We start from the raw sequence: 21901 nt of genomic DNA, 5'->3' as shown, positions 1-21901 counted from the left end.
ATCAAGCAAATTCGTGTTCAAACCGTGCGAACGGATCTGCGATAGTGATTCGCTGCGCTTCTGCGTCGCTTATACCGGCGTACAGGACTGCCGTTCCATCTCCCTGGCGTACAAGGCCGCCGCTGAAGACAACGTCCTGCAGATCCGGGCGCTTCGACGGCCCTGGAAGAAAGGCGGCGCGAACGGCGATCAACTCGATATCCGAGAAGGTCCCATTCGCTGGATCGAAGACGAACGCCATAGGGTAATAGTGACGATCCCCCTGTTCATCGAAGGAGGCGATGTGGCCGAGTACGCCAACAAGCCCGTTCTGAAGCAGATGAGCTTCATTGGCGCCGCCCCACTCTTCATCGGTGAACTGTCCGTCAAGCAGCGGTGCTTCGTTGATCCGATCAACGGTTAGCTCGTCCAGCGAGGCTACTCGGACGTAGCCGATTTTTCCACGGCCCCCTTTGGTACCCTGCGGACGCGTGAATACACCGATTGAACCGTCCGCAAGCTCGACGAGGCGGATATCCTTCATGCCGTCAGGCCCTTTGAAGAACGGCTGCAGCGCAGCAATGTTCTCGCCGCGGTAGAAGACGGTTCGCCATTTCAGCGCATCCGGCTTCATTGGATCAGGGAAGATCTCCACGCCGCCGAGCACGAGCTCTCCGGCAATTCGCGTGAAGAAAGGATCTTGCAAGCGGAATGTCGGCGCGCCGGAACGCGGCATCCAACTTCCGTCATTCTGCGTGAAGAACAGGACATCCGAATGCTCGCTGTCGCGCGACTCTACGCGTCCCGCAATGACTTGTTCGCCATCGTCCGTGAACGGAGCGGTAATATTGTAAACATCCTTGTTGTCAACATCAGCGCCGGTAAAGGCAATCTTCTGCGAATCGCGCAGCACCGCGCTCGAGGACTGGAATGCCCGTAGAAGCTCTTCGCATGTTTTAACAGCTGTTTTGTTCAAACCCAAGTTGTTCGACTCCTCTCACCCAAAAAATCTCTATTTCAAGTTAAACTGCATGCCCTCTTGGAATTTCTTACCGAAGAAGATAAACAGGATGATGATCGGCAAGGTCAGCAGCACTGACGCGGCGTATAGCGGCCCAGGATAGGTGCCGTACGGGCCGAACATTTGCGACAGCAATACGTTCAACGTTAGCATATTGTCGCTGCGCACGATGATCATATCCCACAGCAGTTCCGTCCAGCGTTCCATAATCAGGAACAGGAAGATGACAGTTGTGATCGATTTGGACATCGGAAGCATGATGCGGTACATAATTTTGAAATCATTGGCACCGTCCAGTTTGGCCGCTTCGATGAATACCGACGGAATCGCCTTGAAGAAGTTCGTGTACATGAAGATCGCCCACAGGCTAACCGCCTTAGGGAGAATCATCCCCCAGTAAGTGTCGTACAAGCCGACCTTCTGAACGATCAGAAACGTCGGAATGAGCAGAATGATCGCCGGGAAAAACATATGGAACAAGACGAAGTTGTTAATCGTGTCCCGCCCGCGGAAATTCAGCTTGGAAAGCGCGTAAGCAACCATGATGCCCGACATCATCATCAGGGCGGTCGAAGCGATCGACACGAGCACGCTATTGAAGAACGAGCTTACCCAAGGGCGTGTAATGCCTGTTTCGCCGCCGGAAAACAGCCAATTGTACGATTTCGTCGAGTACGAACTCGGTATGAATTTCTGGTCGACCTGGCTCCAATCCGCGAACGAATTTAGCACCATGTATAAATACGGGTAGACCATAATGAACAGAAGTATGACAGCCAGCCCATAGCGGACGGTCAGCTTGCTTTTACTGTTTCGGTTAGTCCCAACCATAGCGTTTCCCCCACAGTTCCAGCAGTTTACGGATGATGAAGATCGAGATGAAGGTTGCGATCGATGCGAGCAGCGCCACGGCGGATGCGTAGCCGGCTTTCAAGTTTTTGAACGCTTGGTTGAAAATCTCCATCTGCCACGTGTTCGTAGCAAAATTCGGTCCGCCGCCGGTTAATTGATACACTTCCGTGAAAATACCGAACGTGACGCCGAACGCTAAAATAAGCGTCGTATAGAATGCCGGGTAGAGCAGCGGCAGCGTAACGCGCCAAAATCGCTGTCGTTCCGTGATGCCGTCGATCGCGGCGGCTTCGTAGATCTCAGCGTCGATGCTATTCAGTCCTGAAGTCAGAATCAAAGCGTAATATCCCGTGAATTTCCACGCCAAGATCAAGCCGACGACGAACAACGCTGACATCGGAGTGCCGAGCCAGTCGATGTTAATGCCTGCCTTGCGAAGAACCGTATTGAGCGGACTCGAATAGGACAGGAACCCTTTCACAATCAGAGACGATACAACCCCGGAAGACAAGTAGGGCAGGAAGAAACCGATTAGAAACAGGCTCTTAAATCGTGGCAGGTTGTGCACAACGACCGCAACGCACAGGGCCAGTACCGTCACGAGCGGGACAAAAATCATCATGAATTTGTAAGTCACCCAGAACGCAGCGTGCACGCCGGGCGATTTCAGCGCATCCGTAAAATTCTTAAACCCAAGAAAGTTGTAATCCGGCGCGATCAAGTCCCAGTCCGTAAAGGACAGGTAAAACGACCAGATCAGCGGGCCAAAGAAAAATATCAACGAATAAATGAGGTAGGGGCTGGTAAATAACCAGCCCAACCGATTGTTTTTTTGATCCATTAGGACAACTCCCTCTATTGAAGAGCGGCTTCAATGGCTTTCTTCATATTAGCCCAGCCTTCGGCCGGCGCGATTTCACCGCGTACCACCTTGTTGAAGGCTTCTTGACCGATAATCGTCTGTAGGTCGTTATATTTTGCATTGTCCATCGGCGGCACGGCATTCGGCACATTTTCCGCGTATGGCTTCAATTCCGGATTCGCATCGAGCACGGTTTTGAACGATTCATTTGTTGTTAAATCGTCGCGTGCCGGCGGCAGTTTTGTTTGCTCGAGCCATTTCACGTCGTTCTTCGGATCGGAGTAGACCCATTTGATGAAGTCAACTGCCGCTGTCTGCTCCGCTTTCGAAGCTTGCGCGAAGATGACGAGACCTTTCGTATCCGCGAACGTCTTGCTTGTAGCCGGGTCAGTACCATCTGGCACGATAGGCATGCTCAGCGCGAACGTTTCGTTTATTTTAAGCTTAGGGAACTTCTCTTTCCACATGTTGAACGTCCAAGGACCGATATCGGTAAAGACGCCAACGCCGGTTTCGAATGGATCTGTAACGGTTTGCGACAGAATGCCTTTCTCCTTGCGCAGGTTATCTACGAACGTCAATACTTCCGTGCCTGCTTTGTCGTCACCGACAAATTTGCTGCCTTCGACGAAGTGGTTACCGCCGGAAGCCGCATTGTAAAGCATGAAGAAGTCGAACCAGCGTTTCCAAGCGGTCGGATCAGCCAGATCCGGTTTGGCCCATACGTATTTATCCGGGAATTTGGCTTTCAGCTTCTTGGTCGCGTCCAGCATTTCACTGTAGGTTTTCGGGATCTCGTTAACGCCGGCTTGCTTTAGAATGTCGATGCGCCAGCCGAACAGCATAGGGTTGGAGTAGATCGGCAGCACATATTGATGGCTATCGGAAAACTTCCAAGGCTCGATTGTGTTTGTCATTTTCCGGCCTTTTATGAGGTCCTCGAAGCCTGGCAGCGTTTCAAGTGGAATTAGCGCCTTGCTATTAGCCAGCTGAGCTGCGAATCCGCGGTTGATGTTCTCCGATATCGTCGGCGCGCTCTTGCCGGCAATAGCGGATTGAATGCTTGCTTCAGAGGTTGGTGATTCTTTAATGGCACTAACGTTGATTTTAACTTTGTCATTGACTTTCTCGTAAGCTTTGGCTAAATCGGTCCAGTAAGCTTGCTGAGTCGGGTTGGGAGCAGCCCAAAACTCGATTGTTGTGACGCCATTCTCCGATGTGCCGCCTTGATTGTCGGTATCGGTGGTTTTGCCGCAGCCTGCGAGCACCGAACCGGCTATTGCGGTGATGAGAAGTGTGGAAGCGAGCTTTTTCATTACGTGAAATTCCTCCTTTGATGTGTCAAACGAAAATAAGTAATGAGGTTTGTCATGACTAAAGTAACGTTACAATATTTTTGTAAGCGCTTGTGTCATCAATTATTGATTATTTGTAACGTAAAGTCAAGTGATTGATTCGATTTCCAAATGGTGTGTCATTAGACGGAATGTTTACAATTTTATTTTGTAACGTTACAATAGAAGCGAGTGATTCGCGGTAAGAAAGTCTATGAATTTGCTATGCTGCGTCGAAAGGATGTTTGGGTCATGAAATTGAAAGTAACGATGCAGAATATTGCCGACGAGCTTAAATTGTCCAAAAACTCCGTCTCGCAAGCGCTGACCGGAAAAGATGGCGTCAGTGAAGACACGCGCAAGCTGATTATCGAGACGGCCCAGCGGATGGGTTATGTATATAGCAGGGGCAAGAAGGAGGAGAGCAGTCTCCCTATAAGCGGCAAGATCGCGCTGATTGCCTCTGATTTCGCCTTTAGCATGCACAGCTTTTTTGGCCAAATCTATTTGAGCGTTGAGAAAGAAGTGAAGCAGCAGGGCTATGAGCTGCTCATTCAATCGATCGGCCCCGATTCTGTCAAGGAACTCCTTATGCCGGCAATCGTGCAGAACCGTTCGGTGGACGGCATGATTATCTTGTCCCATATCACAACAGATTATATTAATGCCCTTCTGGATACAGGCATACCTGCCGTTCTGATCGACCACCACCACCCGCAAATCAAAGCAGACAGTATTCTGACTAACAATCGTTTCGGTGCTTATGAAGCGGTCAGCCATTTAATTGGGTTAGGTCACTCCAACATCGGTTTTGTAGGGGATATTGCTTTCTCGCCAAGCTACTACGAGCGATTAGACGGCTATAGAATGGCAATGTATGAATTCGGCCTTCCTATAAGGGAGGAATGGGTTCATACATCGGCGATTGAAGACGGCTCGTTCATTTGTTCCTATATAAACGGACTGAGCGAGATGCCGACCGCTTGGTTTTGCGTGAATGACGGTCTCGGCTTCTTCCTAAACGCTGCTGTACAACAGCAAGGACTGTCGGTGCCGGAAGACGTATCGATCGTAAGTTTCGATAACGGCTACCTGTCTCGTATCTCCACGCCGCCATCAACGACGGTAGAGGTTGACCTGAAGCTATACGCAGTCAAAGCTGTGGAACGACTGATAGAGCGCATTCATTTTCCGGACGCGCCTTATACGGAGCTGCTGCTTCCGACGCGATTGATCGTGCGTGGGTCAACCGTTGGTCCGCGCGGAGCGGAGTAAGATGATGAACAATACCAACACCCAAACGATTACACTTGGTATGGGTTGCTTCTGGAGCCCGGACGCTTTGTTCGGACAACTGGCGGGCGTCACGCGAACACGTGTAGGCTATGCCGGAGGAACGACCGGTAATCCGCCACGGAGCCGGCATACGGGGGACCATACCGAGATGGTCGAAATCGAGTTCGATCCAGCTATCGTGAAGCTGGAGACGATCTTAGATTTGTTCTGGAGCAGCCATAAACCGACCAATATCAATAATTACAGAGACCGGTTGTACAATTCCTTGGTATTGTATCGTGACAAGGCGCAGCTAAATGTCATCCAAGAGGTTATGAAGAACAGAGGGGAACAAGGAAGCGGAGTACCGGACACCGAGGTTTCGCCCTATACTGTTTTTTATCCTGCTGAGGATCGGCATCAGAAGTATTATTTGAAACGGTATCCGGACGCTTTGGACAAGCTGAGAACGCTATTCAAGACCGATGATGACCTGACAAATGCAACTTTGGCTGCTCGATTAAACGGAATTGCAAAAGGCTTCGCCAATATGGATCAAATTGTCCAAGAAATCCGGACTTGGCAGATCAGTGGCGAGGAACAAGAGGAGATCATTCATCTCATCAAGCAAATCAAATGGTAAGTATGCAGAAACGTTATATGTGGACCTGAATCTTTAAGACGATGCGGGCATATGCTCAGGTATGTCGTCTAGGAGAGGATGTTGTTCGTGTATCGCTACATACCACAGGGACAGTATTATAACCCGTATTCCGAACCGGGATGGGTTTGGTGGCAGTATCCACAAGGCGCTGGAGGCAGCTATCGACCCCATGCACCTCAGCGGCTTACTTTCGTACTTGTGCATGGCTCGTGGGCGGATGCTCATTTCTGGGATGGCGTAGCTGCAGTATTGCGCAGTCAAGGGAACACCGTCTACACGCCGGAGTACGCAGGTCACGGATCCGATCCCAATAAAAATGTCACGCATGCCATGATTACGAAATCAGTCGTTGACTATATCAAACAATTGAACCTGCACGATATTATTCTCGTTGGGCACAGCTTCGGTGGAACCGTCATTCAGAAAGTGGCCGAACAGATACCCGATCGTATCAAGCGCCTGGTATTCTGGGATGCGTTCGTATTAAAAGACGGAGAAGCGCTTGTTGATGAATTACCACCTCAAACAAGACAAGGTTTTGAAGAGCTCAGAAAGATGTCAAATGATGATACAATCATGCTGCCATTCGAGTTGTTTCGGGCTTTGTTCGTGAATACCGCCTCCACAGAAGATGCGAAGTTGTTTTATACCAGTGTCGCTCCGGAGCCGGCAAAGCCGCTTTTCGAGAAACTGGACCTTAAAGCGTTCTATGCGCTGCCAACGCCCAAAAGCTACGTCTATTTCTATCAAGATAATGTAATGCCTCAAGGAGAGGGCTACGGCTGGAATCCCCACATGTCAACACGACTCGGTCTATTCCGGCTGATTGTTGGCGATGGGGACCATTTTACGGATACGCGGACAAGGCCGGCGTATTTGGCGCAAAAAATATACGATGCGAGCCGGGATTGATCTGCTTAAGCATAAATTGCTTGAGCTTTTTTTTTCCAGAGATTCGTAGAGTAAATCAAATCTTAATCGATTTCGACAAAAATCATCGTATTCTCGCAGACAGTATGACACTCTTTTTTCACCGGACCGCATAGAATGTAGATACGCATTAGTTCCTACTTTCTCTATGAACAACAATGGGGGGATGGGCCGGTGGACGAGCAGTTTCTAAAGAGGCTACATACATTGAATCGTCGTGACGAGTTGAGATCGAGACTATTAATTGACGGTGCTAAGTTTATCCTTGAACGAAATAAGAAGATGAGTTGGTTCGGGAGATATTTAAAAAATAAAAAGAAGTCGATTACTCCGGCTAGGTACTGAGCGGGGATGGCGCATACGGTTCAAATAAAAAAACCGAAGCGGCTGCTAATGCAGCGGATTCGGGTTTTTCTCATTCAATTGCGTTTATGCGCGTCCCCTCGTATTCCGCGTGCCGAGTCACTGGCAAGCGGGGTCATTGTTTATATCGTTAATCATTCAAGGCTCCTTCCTTTACAGGCAGGAGCCTTTTTGTTCGTCCGCCCGAAATAGTAAAGAATTGTAGATTCGATGTCGGCAACGGACGATATTCGCGAGCCGAGCCCTCCCTTAAGATAAAGCTATCGGCGTTCAGGGCCCTGAATGCCGATCACCTTCTGAGGAGAATGGAGTGGTCTAAACGCAATGAAACGGCAATCCGTGCTCAAATGGTTCTCTATGGTTGTAACCTTAGGTTTGATCGCAAGCTGCTTTCCAATCCTGCCGGCAGCAGCCGCTGGGGATGCCTCGGCTACGTTGACGGCATCTTACACGTACCACGGTGACCGTCTGGATGATGCCAACGATGGCATTGTCTCCTATGACGACGATCCGAAGAGTCGCTGGACTTCTTATGAATCCACCAACCCGCAGGATTGGGTACAGTTCGAATACGCGAGTACCGCTTCGAAAAACACGGCGGGCATTTATATTTTCGACGATGGCGGGGGGATCAAGGCTCCCAGCTCGTACGACGTTCAATACTGGAGCGGAACAGACTGGGCGAACGTCCCGAACCAAACGAAATCGCCGGCTCAGCCTACCGGCAATGAGCTGAATCTCGTTACCTTCGATTCTGTGGCCGCCACGAAATTCCGCGTGCTCTTCACGCATTCCGGCTCGAAGAGCGGCGTGACGGAAATCGTCTTCGCCGATTCGAATACCGAGCCAATCCCCGGTGCGGAAGTATCGCCGCTTGGCAATGCTTCGGCTTCCTATACGTTCCGTCTGGATCAGGTAAGCCACGTTAACGACGGCATCGTGTCGTATGAAGCGGCTCCCGCGAATCGCTGGACATCGTACGAATCTCCGAACGAATCCGATTGGGTGCAGACGAACTTTGGCTCGCCCAAGCGCAAGGATGCGGTCGGTATCTATCTCTTCTCCGATGGCGGAGGTATCAAGCCGCCTGCTTCGTACGACGTGCAATATTTGAATGAGAGCAACGAATGGGTGAGTGCTGCGAATCAAGTGAAAACGCCGGCAGAGCCTGCAGGCAATGCGCTTAATCTGGTTACGTTCACGTCGGTGGAAGCGCAGAAGTTCCGAATTGTCTTTACACACAGCACGGCTAAGACCGGCGTTACCGAAATCCAGTATGTGGATTCCGCTATACAGTCGCTGCCGACGGAGCCATCCGCGGGCGAGGCGACGGCTTCTTACTCAAATAACGGCGATGACGCCGGTTTCGTCAATGACGGCATCATCTCGTTGAACGATTATCCGCGTAACCGCTGGACCGCCTATGGTTCTCCGAATAGTACGGATTGGGTGCAGACGGAGTACGAAAGCGCGCTTTCCAAAAATATGGCCGGGATCTACCTCTATGACGATGGCGGCGGAGTGAAAACGCCGGCTTCATACGATGTTCAATATTTGAGCGGAAGCGACTGGGTAAGCCTTCCCGGGCAAGTACGCACACCTGCCGAGCCGGTGGCTGGCTTGAATCTCGTTGCGTTCGACAAGGTTATCGCGAGCAAGTATCGCGTCGTGTTCACGCACCAAGGCGATTCCAAATCAGGGGCGACCGAAATCTCGTATGTCGACACGAATAAAGAACCGGTGCCGACGGCACCTCCGGTTGTGGAAGTTGAGCCTGCGATCGAAATCATTTCCCCTGCGATCGGATCGACCGTGTCGGGCAATGTGACCATCGACTTCAAAGCGCCGGAGATGAAGAATGTATGGGCGAGAGTATGGCATCAGCCGGATGAAGCGCATCCGGATCCGAACGGTTATGACGCATGGCTCCAACACGTTGCGCCGGATGCGGAGGGGAATGGTTCGATCCAAATCAATGCCGATACCTTGCCGCACGGCCCGCTCACCGTCATGCTGAATGCTTGGAATTCGCCAGAAGGAGATCCAAACTTCACGAAATCTACGACGAGCTATGTGCAGCTGTATAACGATGGCGGAGTCGTGTGGATGAAAGGACTTCCGGCCGCGCCACCGCAAACGGAAGGGATGCATGTGCTGTTCGAGGACGATTTTACAGGTCCGCTGTCGATATCCAAGACGGGCGAAGGCACACGGTACGCATCGCTTAAACCGGATTGGCCGAACGGCTCGGAATTCGGCGAGGCGATCTTCGCGGATCCGTCGGACGCGGTTAACCCGTTCGCCATTCTAGGGGACGATCATCTGCGCATCCGAGTAACGAAGGCTCCGGACGGTTACGTCGATCCGCAAGGATGGAACCGCAAATATATCGGCGGCTTGCTCTCATCCGTCGGTTTAGACGGAACAGGCATTGCCGCGACGAACGGCTACTTTGAGGCGAGAATTCAAATGCCTGCGGGCAAAGGAGCATGGCCGGCATTCTGGTTAATGTCGCAAAACAGCACAGGTCCGGATCATCTGGCATCGACAGCGGAGATCGATACGGTTGAAGCTTACGGCCACGATCCTAGCGGTGCGTGCCAAGCCAAGCACTGGTGGTCAAGCAGCCCGGAAACGCATCAAACGAACTGTTCTTCGACCAACTTTGCCTATGGGGACAACGCATCAACGTGGCATACGTACGGCACGAGAATTACTCCGACAGAGGTTATCTATTATATCGATAACGTTGAGGTTTGGAGGCATGCCTCCTTCGAGCAGGCGAATACACCGATGTATTTCATGCTCAATCTGGCGCTCGGTGGAGGCTGGCCGATTGATCTGGCGAAATACGGCAACCAAATCGACATGTACGTCGATTACGTAAGGGTGTTTGAGCCGGATGCAGCTGTTCCGCCGCCAACGACCGGCCCTTCTGCGCCTGCGTCGATCCCGGCAACGAAGGTAGTAGGTGATACGGTGGTCGTTGCACCCGCTGTATCCATGAATGCAACGACCACCACGTTAACCGTGAGCAAAGAGATATGGAAGCAAGCCCAAGACAGCGCGGCAACCAGCGGTATCCATAAAATCGCAATCGAAGCGCCAGTATCCCAAGAGGCTGCTTCAACCTACGAACTCAAGCTGCCTGCTGATGCTTTGTCTGGCGGGTCGTCGCTATCCATTACGGTGAAAACACCGCACGCTACAGTTTTGCTGCCAAGTGATATGTTAAAGGGTCAGTCTATCGTATCAAGCGAGATTTCGATTCAGATTGGCCAGGGTGAGATCAATACTTGGTCAGCAGAGACGAAGCAGTTAATCGGCAATCATCCCGTGATCGAGCTGACCGCCCTGGACGGAGAAAAGGTCATTTCATGGAACAATCCACAAGCTCCGGTTCAGGTGAGTATCCCTTATGTGCCGACAGCAGAGGAATTACGGAATCCCGAGCATATCGTCGTGTGGTATTTGGATGGAGCGGGCCATATCGATACTGTGCCGAACGGACATTACGATGCCGAGGCGAAATCAATTACCTTCTCGACAACCCATTTCAGCACGTATGCGGTCGCATATGTCCACAAGACGTTCGATGACATCGGCTCATCGCCTGCGAAACGAGCCATCGAAGTTTTAGCATCCAAAGGGATTATCAAAGGGACGACGAATAACCGATTTAGCCCCGATAAAACGATATCCCGCGCGGATTTCATCGTGCTGCTCTCACGAATTCTCGAATGGAAAGGACAAAAGTCAGGTGATCGTTTCACCGACGTGCCCGGCACTGCCTATTACTCGGATGCGGTGCTTACAGCCCGAGCATTAGGTATCGTCGCAGGCAGCGGGAATAACAAATTTAATCCGACCGCATCCATCACGAAGGTGGAAATGATCGCGATCGTGAAGCGGGCATCGACAGCTTCTCATCTCGATCCTGCTGTGATCGAGAGCCTGTTCGAGCACCTCAGCAATACGCCGACCCGCGCGGAGATGGCGGAACTACTCTACAATCTCTACGGCGCAAGAAGTTGAAATCGGTCGATCCGATGTCAACAACGGACGATAGGCTCGGAAGTAAACCTGCTTTATTATTAAGCACAGAAGGAACGATTCCTTACGACATACACATATTCGGGGAGGCACAGTATGAACAAGAAGCTGCGGAACAGAAGCTTGACCGCATCATTTGCTCTTCTGCTGGCGGTTACGACCGCATGCGGCAATAGCGACAATAACAATGGCGGGAATAACGCCAAGACCAACACCGCAACAACAAACGAATCCACATCCACAAACGCCACCACAAATGAACCGGCACCTGCCGAGACGGAAGCTCCGGCGATCGATCCGAACGCCAAATACGATCCGCCGATCGAAGTTGCGGCTGTCCGCTACACAGATCCTACTTACAAATTCAAAGACGGCGATACGATCGAGAACAACGTATGGACGAGAGCTTACGAGAGCGAGCTAGGCATTAAGATCAAGTACAAATGGATCGTCAACGGCGATCAATACGGCCAGAAGATGAATCTGACGATTACGTCGAACGATTTGCCGGACATTTTCCAAGTCGATTCGGTGCAATTCCGCCAATTGGCAGAAGGCGGCCAGCTTGAGGATTTGACGCAGTACGTCGCGGACTACGGTTCCGAATTGACGAAAACGATGATCGACCGCGGTACAAACGCCAAATCGGCAGCTATGTATGACGGCAAGCTGATGGGGATCCCGCCTGCTGAAGATTACCTGGGCGGAGCACCGCTGCTCTATGTCAGAACCGATTGGCTCAAGAAACTCAATCTGCCTGAACCGAAGACGATGGATGATTTCTACAAGATCGCGGATGCCTTCACGACGCAAGACCCGGACGGCAACGGCAAGAACGATACTTACGGCCTCGCCGCTTCGAAGGACTTGTTCGGCGGATACCCGGACTTCTCCGGCTTCATGAACGGGTTCCACGCTTACGCGAACATCTGGATCAAAGACAGCTCCGGCAAACTCGTCAACGGCAGCACGCAGCCGGAAATGAAGAATGCCCTTGCGAAGCTGCAAGAGCTGTATAAAGCAGGCGTGATTGACAAAGAATTCGGCGTCAAAGACGGCGGTAAAGCGGCCGAGCTGCAAACGGCGGGCAAAGTCGGCATGAGCTTCGGCGCGATGTGGAATCCGCTGTGGCCGCTGCAAGACGGCGTGAACAAAGATCCAAACGCCGAGTGGGGCGTGTTCCCGGTTCCTTCCGTGGACGGAACGCCTGCCAAAGCGCAATCGAAAGCCGATTTCAACGCCTTCTGGGTCGTCAAGAAAGGTGCCGCGCATCCGGAAGCGATCGTCAAGCTGTTCAACTTCTACAATGAGAAGATCATTGGCGAAACAGCTGAACCAGCGAAGTATCACAGCGCAGACGGCATCGAATTCTTCAAATACGCGCTGCTGCAAGGCGGCTTCGGAACGCCGCAAGGTCTGCTGTCCGTGCATAAGAATGTCGTCGCGGCACTTCAAGCCAATGATGCAGCGAAGTTAACGCCGGAAGAGAAGAGCTACTATGACAAAATCGTACTGTTCAACGGCGGCGACAGAACAAACTGGGCAACGAACAAAGTATTCGGAGCCGGCGGTTCGTGGGATGTGATCGGAGCGAATTACGTCGATCAAAGCTTGCTGATGAAGAGTGAGTTCTTCGGTGCTCCAACGCCGGGCATGACGGACAAACAAGCGATTTTGGATAAATTGGTGCTCGAGAAGTTTACGAAAATCATCCTAGGCGCGCCAATCTCCGATTTCGATCAATTCGTATCGGACTGGAACAAGTTAGGCGGCGAGCAAATCACGCAGGAAGTTAACGATTGGTACGCCAAAAAATCATAAACGCCATGAATCATGAATCCTCATAAGCAATCGCGTCATCGGGAGGTCGGGACTTGCTTCCGGCCTCCCTTCTTATCTTGTACCGGGAAGGCGGTGTCCGTAGATGTTGAAACCGAAAATGCGCCGACAGCTGCCTTTGCATCTGATGGTGGCCCCCTCGTTCCTGCTGGTGCTGGTGTTTAGTTACGGCCCGATTGCAGGACTCGTTATAGCGTTCCAGAAATTTTCTGTCGTGAAGAGCTTTGCCCACTCTCCATTCGTGGGGTGGGATAACTTCGACTATATGTTCAAGCTGCCGGACATTTGGCAAGTCATCGGCAATACGGTCTTCATCGCGGTTATGAAAATCGCAGCAGGATTAGTCGTGCCGATTGTTGTGGCGCTTCTGCTGAACGAAGTGCGTAAGCATACGTTTAAGCGCTCGATTCAAACGCTGATCTATCTCCCTCACTTTCTATCGTGGATTATTCTGGGCGGCGTGCTCATCGATATTTTGTCGCCGACTTCGGGTGTTGTGAACCAATTCCTCGGCGTGTTCGGCATCGAACCGATCTTTTTCCTCGGCAATGTGCATTGGTTTCCGGCTGTCGTCGTGATATCAGACGTGTGGAAGGAGTTTGGCTTCAGCACGATTGTCTACTTGGCCGCGCTTGCGGGCATTAACCCGGCGCTGTATGAGGCGGCCGTTATCGATGGGGCGAACCGCTGGAAGCAGATGGTGCATATTACGCTCCCGGGCATGGCGCCGGTCATTGTACTTCTTGCGACCCTGAGCTTAGGCAACGTGCTGAATGCCGGGTTCGATCAAATCTTCAACTTGTATAGTCCGATCGTTTACGAAAGCGGAGACATCATCGACACACTCGTGTACAGGCTCGGACTTGAACAAGCCCAGTACAGCCTGGCGACGGCCGTAGGGTTGATGAAATCAGGCGTATCGATCGTTTTGATATCCGTTTCCTATTATCTAGCCTATCGCTTGGCCAACTACCGAATTTTCTAAATAAGGAGCGGAACAAATGATGAAGACAACTTCCGTATCCGGAAAACTATTTAATGTCTTTAACGCGCTATTTCTCATCCTGCTGGCCTTTCTCTGCCTGTTCCCGCTCGTAAACGTGCTTGCGGTGTCGCTCAGCTCGAGCACCGCGGCGAGCTCCGGAGAGGTGTCGCTGTGGCCGGTCGATTTCACCTGGCAATCGTACAACTTCGTGCTGCAAAAGCCCGAGTTTCTGAGGGCACTCGGCGTCAGCGCGGAGCGGGTGCTGCTCGGGACTGCACTGAACATGCTGCTGACGATTACGCTGGCATACCCGTTGTCCAAAGAATCGTTCGCGTTTAGGGGCAGATTGTTTTACGTCTGGTTCTTCGTCTTGACGATGCTGGTCGGGGGCGGAATCGTGCCTTGGTACCTCGTGATTCAGAAGCTTCATCTACTCGGCACGATGGGCGCGCTCATTCTGCCCGGAGCGGTGAACGTGTTTAACGCCGTATTGCTCCTTAATTTCTACCGCGGTTTGCCCAAAGAGTTAGAGGAAGCGGCTTTCGTCGACGGAGCAGGACATTGGAAGATTTTATGGAAAGTATATGTACCGCTGTCGATGCCGGCGATTGCCACGCTCATTTTGTTCTCCATGGTGGGGCATTGGAACTCTTGGTTCGACGGTCTCATCTTGATGAACTCACCGGACAAATATCCCCTGCAAAGCTATTTACAGACCGTTGTAATCAACCGCGATCTCAGCCTCGTCTCGATGGTGGATGCGGAGGCACTGGCGGACATATCGGACCGGACGCTAAAAGGCGCGCAAATTTTTCTGGCTGCTTTGCCGATCATTTGCGTGTATCCGTTCCTGCAGCGATTCTTCATTAAAGGCGTCATCGTAGGCAGTGTGAAAGAGTAGATGAGTTGAAGGAGAGAGGAGCTCCGGAGCGTATGGCAAGTTTAGGGGCAGGTGAATTTGAGCATTTGCGCACGCCGTATAAGCGGGAAGCGCCGGTGCTGCAAGGATCGGGCGAGGCTGGCACATATGATGCGATGTCGGTGGATTGTCCGTTTGTTTTCTACCACAACGATACGTTTTATATGATGCATATCGGCTTCGATGGCTTAGGCTATCGGACGGCGCTGGCTACGAGCGACAATTTAGTCGAGTGGAAGCATGAAGGCATCATTCTGGACCGTGGAGAGGATGCCTCACGCTGGGATTATGTAGGTGCAGCGTACTCGTGGATCCTGCTGGAGAACAATGATTTATACGAGCTGCCCCGCTTGAAGAAAGTGGACGGAAAGTACTGGATGATCTATCATTCGTATCCCGAGTTCGGTTACGAGGCCGGGGGAGCGAAGATGGGGCTGGCTTGGTGCGAGAGTGAGAGCTTGCTGGACTGGCATCGTCTCGAAGAACCGATTTTCTCGTATGAGAACGGCGGAGATTGGGAACGGGCCGGATTGTACAAGTGCTGCTTCGTCGAGTTCGAGGGCCGGTATTGGATGTTCTACAATGCCAAGGACAAACCGAATTGGCCATGGACGGAGGAGACGGGACTCGCCGTGTCGGATGATCTGCGGCACTGGACGAGGTTCACCGGTGGTAAGCCTGTCATGGGTGTGCAGCCGGATTCGTTTTACAGCCAATACGTCAGCGATCCCCATATCCGGTTTGATAGCCGGACGGGCAATTGGGTGAATTTCGGCTTTGGATTCGACGGCAAGCATGCGCAAGGGCTGCTTGCGGTATCGAAGGATTTGACTGACTGGGAGATCATGAACGAGCCGTGGATTCCACATGGACAACCGGGTGAAGCGGATGAGACGCATGCGCATAAGTCCTCGGTGATCTATTGGAATGACAGAATGTATCACTTCTACTGTGCATGCAGACCTGCCAAGCCTGGGGATGCATCAATGATTGCGGAAGGTGAGGGTGAATTCCGCTGCATCATGCTTCGGACCAGCTCGCCATTGGATTAAACAAAAGCTAAGTGTCAATCAAGAGCGCAGCCCACTATGGGCTGCGCTCTTGTTATAGCAGCCAAAAAAGTAGAAATCGGTAGAGCGAAAGTAGCGAACGGCTGATGGCAGCAGCACGCGGCTTCGCTATAATACACTTGCAACCCAATTTAGCGAAAAGGTAGTGATGATTAATGAAAAAGCAGAGATTAAGGCCCAGGAAAGTATTTTTGCCGCTCCTAATTGTAAGCGTTCTCTTGTCTACGCTGTTCTCCGGCATGCAAGCCTTCGCGTATGACACCGGGGCTACTGTCACGGCATCTTACACCTTCTTCATGGACTCGACGAGCAGCGTAAATGACGGAATCTTGTCTTACGACGATACCCCGAAAAATCGCTGGACGGCGTACGAGTCTCCGAATGCGACGGACTGGGTACAGACAGACTTCGGCTCGTCGGTAACGAAAAGCAGCGCCGGGATCTATTTGTATGACGACGGAGGCGGTGTGAAGGTACCGAGCTCCTACAAGGTGCAATACTTGAACGGCAGCACATGGACGGATGCCGCCAGCCAAGTGAAGTCCCCGGCGAATCCGACCGGTAACCAAGTCAACACGGTAACCTTCACGTCCGTGTCGGCAAGCAAGTTCAGAATCGTATTCACTCACCAATCCGGCTCCAAGTCCGGCGTAACCGAAATCGCCTATGGCACGGATTCTTCCACGCCGCCTACCGATCCTCCAACTACGCCGCCATCGTCGCCGCTAGCCGGAACGTCCACAGCGTCGTATACGTTCCACATGGATGAGGTGGACGATGTAGATGATGGCACGATCTCCTATGTCAATTCGCCGCATAATCGCTGGACCAGCTACCAGTCGCCGAACGCAACCGATTGGGTGCAGAAGGATTTGAGCGCCAGCAGCACCGTAGCGCAAGCTGAGATTTATATTTACGATGATGGAGGCGGCGTTAAAGCACCGGCTTCCTACAACGTGCAGTATTGGAATGGCACCGCATGGACGAACGCGGCAAGCCAATCCAAGTCGCCCGCAACGCCGACAGGCGGGCAGGTCAACACGGTCACGTTTACGCCCGTTACGACTTCCAAGATGAGAATTGTCTTCACGCCGCAAGCCGGCTCGGCTTCCGGGGCGACGGAAATCAAGTATTACGGCACCGGAGGCGGAACGACGCCTCCAACGGAGCCGCCGGCTACGACCTATCCGAATTACCAAGTAAGCGTGATATCGCCATCCTACGGCGCTTCGATTAACGGCACGATTACGATCAAGTTCTACGCGCCGGGCATGCAGAACGTATGGGCAAGATCCTGGCATCAGCCGGATACCGCGCATCCGAACGCGAATGGTTATGACAGCTGGTTCCAGCGGGTGACACCCGATGCGAATGGGTATGGCGAAGTGACCTTCCCGGCCGCAGACTTCCCGCATGGACCGATCTCCGTCATCCTGAGCGCATGGGATTCGCCGGAAGGCAATCCGAACTATGCGCACTCGGATAACTGTTATGTGCAGCTGTATAACGAAGGCGGCGTCACTTGGAAGCAGGGCATTCCGTCCGCGCCTTCCCAAGCTTCGGGCATGAGCGTGCTGTTCCAAGATGATTTCACAGGACCGTTGTCGGCATCCCGCACGGGCGCAGGCGCCACCTACGCAACAGCCAAACCGGATGCGCCAAACGGCACCGAGTTCGGTGAAGCAATCTTCGCCGATTACGGCGGGGCGAATGATCCGTTTGCGATCCTCGGAAGCAACTATCTGCGTATTCGCGCTAAGAAAGCACCGGCTGGCACTGTCGATCCAATGGGCTGGAACCGTACCTACACCGGCGGCTTGTTATCTTCCGTGCGTACTAACGGAACGGGCGTCGCAGCAACCTACGGCTACTTTGAAGCACGCATTCTGATGCCGGCAGGCAAAGGGACATGGCCGGCGTTCTGGCTCATGTCGCAGAACAGCATTTCGCAAGGCGTGCCATCGACGGCGGAGATCGATACGGTCGAAGCCTACGGGCAGGATCCGAACGGCGCTTGCCAGGCGAAGCACTGGTGGGCAGGCAGCCCGGAAATGCACGACACGCATTGCTCCTCCTCTAACTTCGCTTTCGGAGACAACGCATCAACCTGGCATATTTACGGCACCAAAATTACGCCGACCGACACGATCTACTACATCGACAACGTAGAGGTATGGCGCCATACGACGTTCGACCAAGCCAAAACGCCGATGTATTTCATGCTCAACCTGGCACTTGGCGGCGGTTGGCCGATCGATCTCGCCAGATACAAAAATCAAGTCGACATGTTCGTCGATTATGTCCGCGTGTTCCAATAAACAAGAAAGCCGCCGGTTAACTTATAACCGGCGGCTTTTCTCTATGATGCGGATGCGCTTTCCCGATATTCGTGGGGCGTGGCGTTCATTTCTCTCTTAAAGAACCTTCCGAAGGACGTCGCAGAATCGAACCCGACCTTCAAGGCGATATCTTGTATTTTCAGATTCGAGAATTTGAGCAGATCACAGGATTTCGTCAGTCGAAGCTCGGCGATGTATTCGGAGATGCCTTGGCCGGTCTGCTGCTTGAACAGCCGAGACAGGTAGGTCGGATTCAAGTAGACGGTTTCCGCCAGCCGGACGAGCGACAGGTCTTCGTTCAGGTGGCCGTCGATGAAGGATTTCAGCTTGGCGATCAGCAGATGAGCGCCTGCTTCGCTCTCTTGATTGCGAATGTCGAGCAGTCGGCGAATGGTATCCCGCAAATAATCGAGTGCTTCCTCCCAAGACGAATGGGCATCCAAGGAGACAAGCTTCGTCAGCCAATCCGAAGGAAACGCCTCCGTCCGCGGCTGATGATTAATGGCGGATAACAGCATATAGGCGATGCCGTTATACATTTCATACAGAAAAGGATGATTGCCCGTCAGCTGGCGAGAGAGCGCCGCGAGCTCGTCGAAGTCGCCCATCAGCCGATTCTCCAGCGCCATCTCGGAGGATAACAGCTGCTTTAACCTACTTTGGGCTTTGATGATCGTCTCGTTAGTTTGCGGGCTTCCCGAGGCGAAGTTCCGGTTAACGCCGTCCGTCAGCAGCATCTCGGTACGCTGGCCAAAGCCGTAGAACAAGATCTGCTTGAGCTCCGAGTATTTCAAATGAATGTCAGCCCAACGGACCGTCTCCGAGCTGGCGACAAAGGAAACAGGCAGCTTTAAATACTGTTTGCAGGCGGCTTGGATTGTTTCCAGCTGACCATGCACAAACCGGACCCACCGCTGGCTCACCGGCTCCAACCGACTGTTCGAAGCAGGCTGGACGAACGTCACCATCGCGGACGGATCGAGCATAACGCTGAAAGCCCGGCAGCCCGACCAGAACTCGCCGGCGATATTTTGCAGCGCGTAATACATGAGCGTTTTATCCGCATCGGAATGCGATGGGGCAAAGCGGTCAACGCGCGAGATCAGCAGAAGCGGCGGCGTAGATGCGTCCATTGCTATCTCCAGTTCATCCATGCGTTCTTGCTTGGCGGACGCAAGGCCGTGAATCAACTGGCTTACGTAATCTCTCTGCAAAGGGGCAAGCGACTGCTGCAGCTTATGTTTAGCTTGATCAATTAGTTGGTTCATCGAGCTGGCGCGCGACAGCTCATCGATGGCCTTCTGGATGGCCGCTATGATCGCTTCGTCGCCGTCCATCTTGAGTACATAATCGACGCCGCCGTTCCGGAAAGCTGTCTGAATATAAGAAAAGTCATCGTAACCGGACAGGAAAACGACTTTACAGTCGGGCCAATGCTCCACGATCTTGGCCTGCAGCTCAAGGCCGTTCATCCCGGGCATACGGATATCGAGCAAAGCGATATCGATCTTCATTATACCCAGCAGCCGCAAAGCTTCTTCCGCCGAATGCGCGCCGTATACCTCGCCCAGCTCCAGCGGTGCCTCTTCTCCCAAGAGCTGCTGAAGCCCTCTTACGATAATCGGTTCGTTATCCACGATTAACAGTCGGTACATCGTCTCATGCCTCCTTAAATGGAATGATGATCGTCATTCGCAAGCCCCCAAGCATGCCTCGGCTCGCAAGCAGGTCGGCATGCTCGCCGAAGTGAAGCCGAATGCGCAGTTGGACGTTACGCAAGCCTTCGCTGTCGGACTTGTACTCCGAGTCGGTCAAGAGAGCAACGATATGCGCCAGCTCCCCCTCATCCAGCGATCCGTTATCTTCCACCGCGATTTCGGCATGATCCCCCCAATCTTTGAACGCGACCATGACGAGCCCTTCTTCAACTTGGTCCTCTAACCCATGCTGGTAGGCGTTCTCGACAAGCGGCTGAAGCAGCAGCTTAGGCACGGCAAGCGAGCCGACGCGTTCAGGGACTTCGCCGAATTCTACGCGGACATGATCGTCGAACCGAATGCCTTGAATGGCCGCATAGGATCGACAGAACTTGATTTCCTGATCGAGCGGCACGGAGTCGGCGTTCTTGGTGACGTATTTGAAGTATTCACCGAGATGCTTGGAGAAGGCGACGACTTTGCCATTCTCTTGGAGTTTGGCCAGCCGGTGCAGGTTGAAGAAGCTATTGTACAAGAAATGCGGGTTGATCTGCGATTGCAGCTGCTTCAGTTCGGCAACCTTGATTTGGTATTGATGGACGTATGCTTCGTTAATCAGATCCTGCAGTCTGGAGACGGTTCGGTTGTATTGCAAATACAAGTAATTGAATTCATCTCGTGAACGGTAATTCAGCTGGGCCGAGAGATCGCCTTTCTCAAGTCCTTTGAACGCGCCGACAAGTCGCTTCAGAGGCGTATGGATAACTTGGTAGAGCCGATAGGAAAACAGCAGAATGAGAATCGGAGCGGCAATCGAGATCGCCCATAACCAAACCGCGTATTGTTTAAGTGGTCCAATGAAGCTGCTTTCTTCCACGAATATCGCAAGCGTAAGCCCTAATTTCGATGACTTCTCAAAAAAGCCATAGTACGTGGAGTCTCCGTCCTCGATGATTTCGTATCCGCTTTTCTGTCCGGCTTGCAGCTGTGCTCTGATCAGGGATTGCAGCTTCGCGCGATCAGACGGCACATTGCCGCTCGTCTCGCTCCAGGACAAATCCTGATCCAAGAGCATAGCGCCGCCATTGCCGTCGATGAGGAAGCCGGACAGCGAATCCCTGACCGCCTGGCTCGATATCTCGAGCGCGATCGTGAACCCGCGGCCGATAGCCTGACTGTTAGGATAGGGCAAACTCATCCATAGCCGGTTCTGATAGAGCAGGAATGGCGATTCAAACGTATCGGCCATTTGGTTTAAGGCGGCTGCTTCCTCATGGTTCAATTCGTTGAAGGATAAAGCTGATATTTTGCGATCGAGCACGGGGAAGTTGACGAAGGCGTCTTCTACGTACGGGCTCATATTTTTTAATATCTGCAGTTTCTTCTGAACGTTTCTGACCGCATTCGTATACTGCTCGCTGGTCATAATGATCGAAGAGTAGGCGAGGTTGAAAATGTCATCGTCGAGCGTATATTGCTGCTCCAATGTGACGAGGGGGCCGAAATCGTCCTCGAGCGCGTTGATATAGTAATTGACCTTCGCTTGCATAGAGCTGGTTATCTCGTTGCGGACAAGCCGCTCGCTGCGGATATTCATGAGCAGGCTGATGGTAACAAGAGGAATAATGATGACCAGAAAGGTCAGAACGAGCTTGGGATAAAGGGTGAGCCGGCGCAGAAAGCTCATTCGTAACTTTCTCCTTTGGGGGATTTTCTCTT

The 21901-nt window shown here is 52.3% G+C and carries 15 protein-coding genes; 9 read left to right on the top strand and 6 right to left on the bottom strand.

The features are described 5' to 3' along the window. Position 1: 1 nt before the first annotated feature. The 4 genes from AC50Y3_RS26110 to AC50Y3_RS26095 are packed head-to-tail and all read right to left on the bottom strand — an operon-like array spanning position 2 to position 4030. Complete coding sequence (locus AC50Y3_RS26110; protein ID WP_494821651.1) at positions 2–961, bottom strand: MTP-1 family protein; 960 nt, start codon at positions 959–961, stop codon at positions 2–4. A 30-nt stretch (positions 962–991) separates the two neighbouring features. After that, positions 992–1831, bottom strand: a complete 840-nt coding sequence (locus AC50Y3_RS26105) for a carbohydrate ABC transporter permease (protein WP_494821650.1) — start codon at positions 1829–1831, stop codon at positions 992–994. Next, complete coding sequence (locus AC50Y3_RS26100) at positions 1818–2693, bottom strand: carbohydrate ABC transporter permease (RefSeq protein WP_494821649.1); 876 nt, start codon at positions 2691–2693, stop codon at positions 1818–1820. Before AC50Y3_RS26100 ends, AC50Y3_RS26105 begins: the two co-directional genes overlap by 14 nt. Before the next feature lie 14 nt (positions 2694–2707). Continuing rightward, positions 2708–4030, bottom strand: a complete 1323-nt coding sequence (locus AC50Y3_RS26095; RefSeq protein ID WP_494821648.1) for an ABC transporter substrate-binding protein — start codon at positions 4028–4030, stop codon at positions 2708–2710. A 270-nt stretch (positions 4031–4300) separates the two neighbouring features. Here AC50Y3_RS26095 and AC50Y3_RS26090 point away from each other — a divergent pair, with 270 nt between their 5' ends. The 9 genes from AC50Y3_RS26090 to AC50Y3_RS26050 all read left to right on the top strand — a co-directional run bounded on the left by AC50Y3_RS26090 (position 4301) and on the right by AC50Y3_RS26050 (position 18464). Further along, positions 4301–5323: a LacI family DNA-binding transcriptional regulator gene (locus AC50Y3_RS26090; RefSeq protein ID WP_494821647.1), complete on the top strand. Its 1023-nt coding sequence runs from the start codon at positions 4301–4303 to the stop codon at positions 5321–5323. 1 nt (position 5324) lies between these two features. Continuing rightward, the gene (locus tag AC50Y3_RS26085) at positions 5325–5966 is read left to right on the top strand and encodes a peptide-methionine (S)-S-oxide reductase MsrA (RefSeq protein ID WP_494821646.1); all 642 of its coding nucleotides are present in this window, start codon (positions 5325–5327) and stop codon (positions 5964–5966) included. An 87-nt stretch (positions 5967–6053) separates the two neighbouring features. Then, a complete protein-coding gene (locus AC50Y3_RS26080; RefSeq protein WP_494821645.1) occupies positions 6054–6899 on the top strand; it encodes an alpha/beta hydrolase in 846 nt (281 codons plus the stop codon). Positions 6900–7604: 705 nt separating this feature from the next. Beyond that, positions 7605–11315: an S-layer homology domain-containing protein gene (locus tag AC50Y3_RS26075; RefSeq protein WP_494821644.1), complete on the top strand. Its 3711-nt coding sequence runs from the start codon at positions 7605–7607 to the stop codon at positions 11313–11315. 114 nt (positions 11316–11429) lie between these two features. Then, the gene (locus AC50Y3_RS26070) at positions 11430–13154 is read left to right on the top strand and encodes an extracellular solute-binding protein (protein WP_494821643.1); all 1725 of its coding nucleotides are present in this window, start codon (positions 11430–11432) and stop codon (positions 13152–13154) included. Positions 13155–13257: 103 nt separating this feature from the next. Continuing rightward, positions 13258–14157, top strand: a complete 900-nt coding sequence (locus AC50Y3_RS26065; protein ID WP_494821642.1) for an ABC transporter permease — start codon at positions 13258–13260, stop codon at positions 14155–14157. 16 nt (positions 14158–14173) lie between these two features. Next, a complete protein-coding gene (locus AC50Y3_RS26060) occupies positions 14174–15058 on the top strand; it encodes a carbohydrate ABC transporter permease (RefSeq protein ID WP_494821641.1) in 885 nt (294 codons plus the stop codon). A gap of 32 nt (positions 15059–15090) precedes the next feature. Next, positions 15091–16128, top strand: a complete 1038-nt coding sequence (locus AC50Y3_RS26055; RefSeq protein ID WP_494821640.1) for a glycoside hydrolase family protein — start codon at positions 15091–15093, stop codon at positions 16126–16128. Between the two features lie 173 nt (positions 16129–16301). Next, positions 16302–18464, top strand: a complete 2163-nt coding sequence (locus AC50Y3_RS26050) for a galactose-binding domain-containing protein (RefSeq protein WP_494821639.1) — start codon at positions 16302–16304, stop codon at positions 18462–18464. 41 nt (positions 18465–18505) lie between these two features. Here AC50Y3_RS26050 and AC50Y3_RS26045 read toward each other — a convergent pair whose 3' ends face one another. Further along, positions 18506–20140, bottom strand: coding sequence for a helix-turn-helix domain-containing protein (locus AC50Y3_RS26045; protein WP_494821638.1), 1635 nt, complete (start codon positions 20138–20140; stop codon positions 18506–18508). Between the two features lie 4 nt (positions 20141–20144). Beyond that, positions 20145–21869, bottom strand: coding sequence for a sensor histidine kinase (locus AC50Y3_RS26040; RefSeq protein WP_494821637.1), 1725 nt, complete (start codon positions 21867–21869; stop codon positions 20145–20147). Between the last annotated feature and the right edge of the window lie 32 nt (positions 21870–21901).

This window comes from Paenibacillus sp. J22R98, assembly GCF_059383835.1.
Note: the sequence above shows the minus strand (reverse complement) of the source record. Positions and strands in the feature narration are given on the sequence as shown.

Excerpts from the sequence above, each read along its gene's own strand:
- AC50Y3_RS26105 (WP_494821650.1), bottom strand. The coding sequence starts at position 1,831 with ATGGTTGGGACTAACCGAAACAGTAAAAGCAAGCTGACCGTCCGCTAT.
- AC50Y3_RS26100 (WP_494821649.1), bottom strand. The coding sequence starts at position 2,693 with ATGGATCAAAAAAACAATCGGTTGGGCTGGTTATTTACCAGCCCCTAC.
- AC50Y3_RS26095 (WP_494821648.1), bottom strand. The coding sequence starts at position 4,030 with ATGAAAAAGCTCGCTTCCACACTTCTCATCACCGCAATAGCCGGTTCG.
- AC50Y3_RS26090 (WP_494821647.1), top strand. The coding sequence starts at position 4,301 with ATGAAATTGAAAGTAACGATGCAGAATATTGCCGACGAGCTTAAATTG.
- AC50Y3_RS26085 (WP_494821646.1), top strand. The coding sequence starts at position 5,325 with ATGATGAACAATACCAACACCCAAACGATTACACTTGGTATGGGTTGC.
- AC50Y3_RS26075 (WP_494821644.1), top strand. The coding sequence starts at position 7,605 with ATGAAACGGCAATCCGTGCTCAAATGGTTCTCTATGGTTGTAACCTTA.
- AC50Y3_RS26070 (WP_494821643.1), top strand. The coding sequence starts at position 11,430 with ATGAACAAGAAGCTGCGGAACAGAAGCTTGACCGCATCATTTGCTCTT.
- AC50Y3_RS26065 (WP_494821642.1), top strand. The coding sequence starts at position 13,258 with ATGTTGAAACCGAAAATGCGCCGACAGCTGCCTTTGCATCTGATGGTG.
- AC50Y3_RS26060 (WP_494821641.1), top strand. The coding sequence starts at position 14,174 with ATGATGAAGACAACTTCCGTATCCGGAAAACTATTTAATGTCTTTAAC.
- AC50Y3_RS26055 (WP_494821640.1), top strand. The coding sequence starts at position 15,091 with ATGGCAAGTTTAGGGGCAGGTGAATTTGAGCATTTGCGCACGCCGTAT.
- AC50Y3_RS26050 (WP_494821639.1), top strand. The coding sequence starts at position 16,302 with ATGAAAAAGCAGAGATTAAGGCCCAGGAAAGTATTTTTGCCGCTCCTA.
- AC50Y3_RS26045 (WP_494821638.1), bottom strand. The coding sequence starts at position 20,140 with ATGTACCGACTGTTAATCGTGGATAACGAACCGATTATCGTAAGAGGG.
- AC50Y3_RS26040 (WP_494821637.1), bottom strand. The coding sequence starts at position 21,869 with ATGAGCTTTCTGCGCCGGCTCACCCTTTATCCCAAGCTCGTTCTGACC.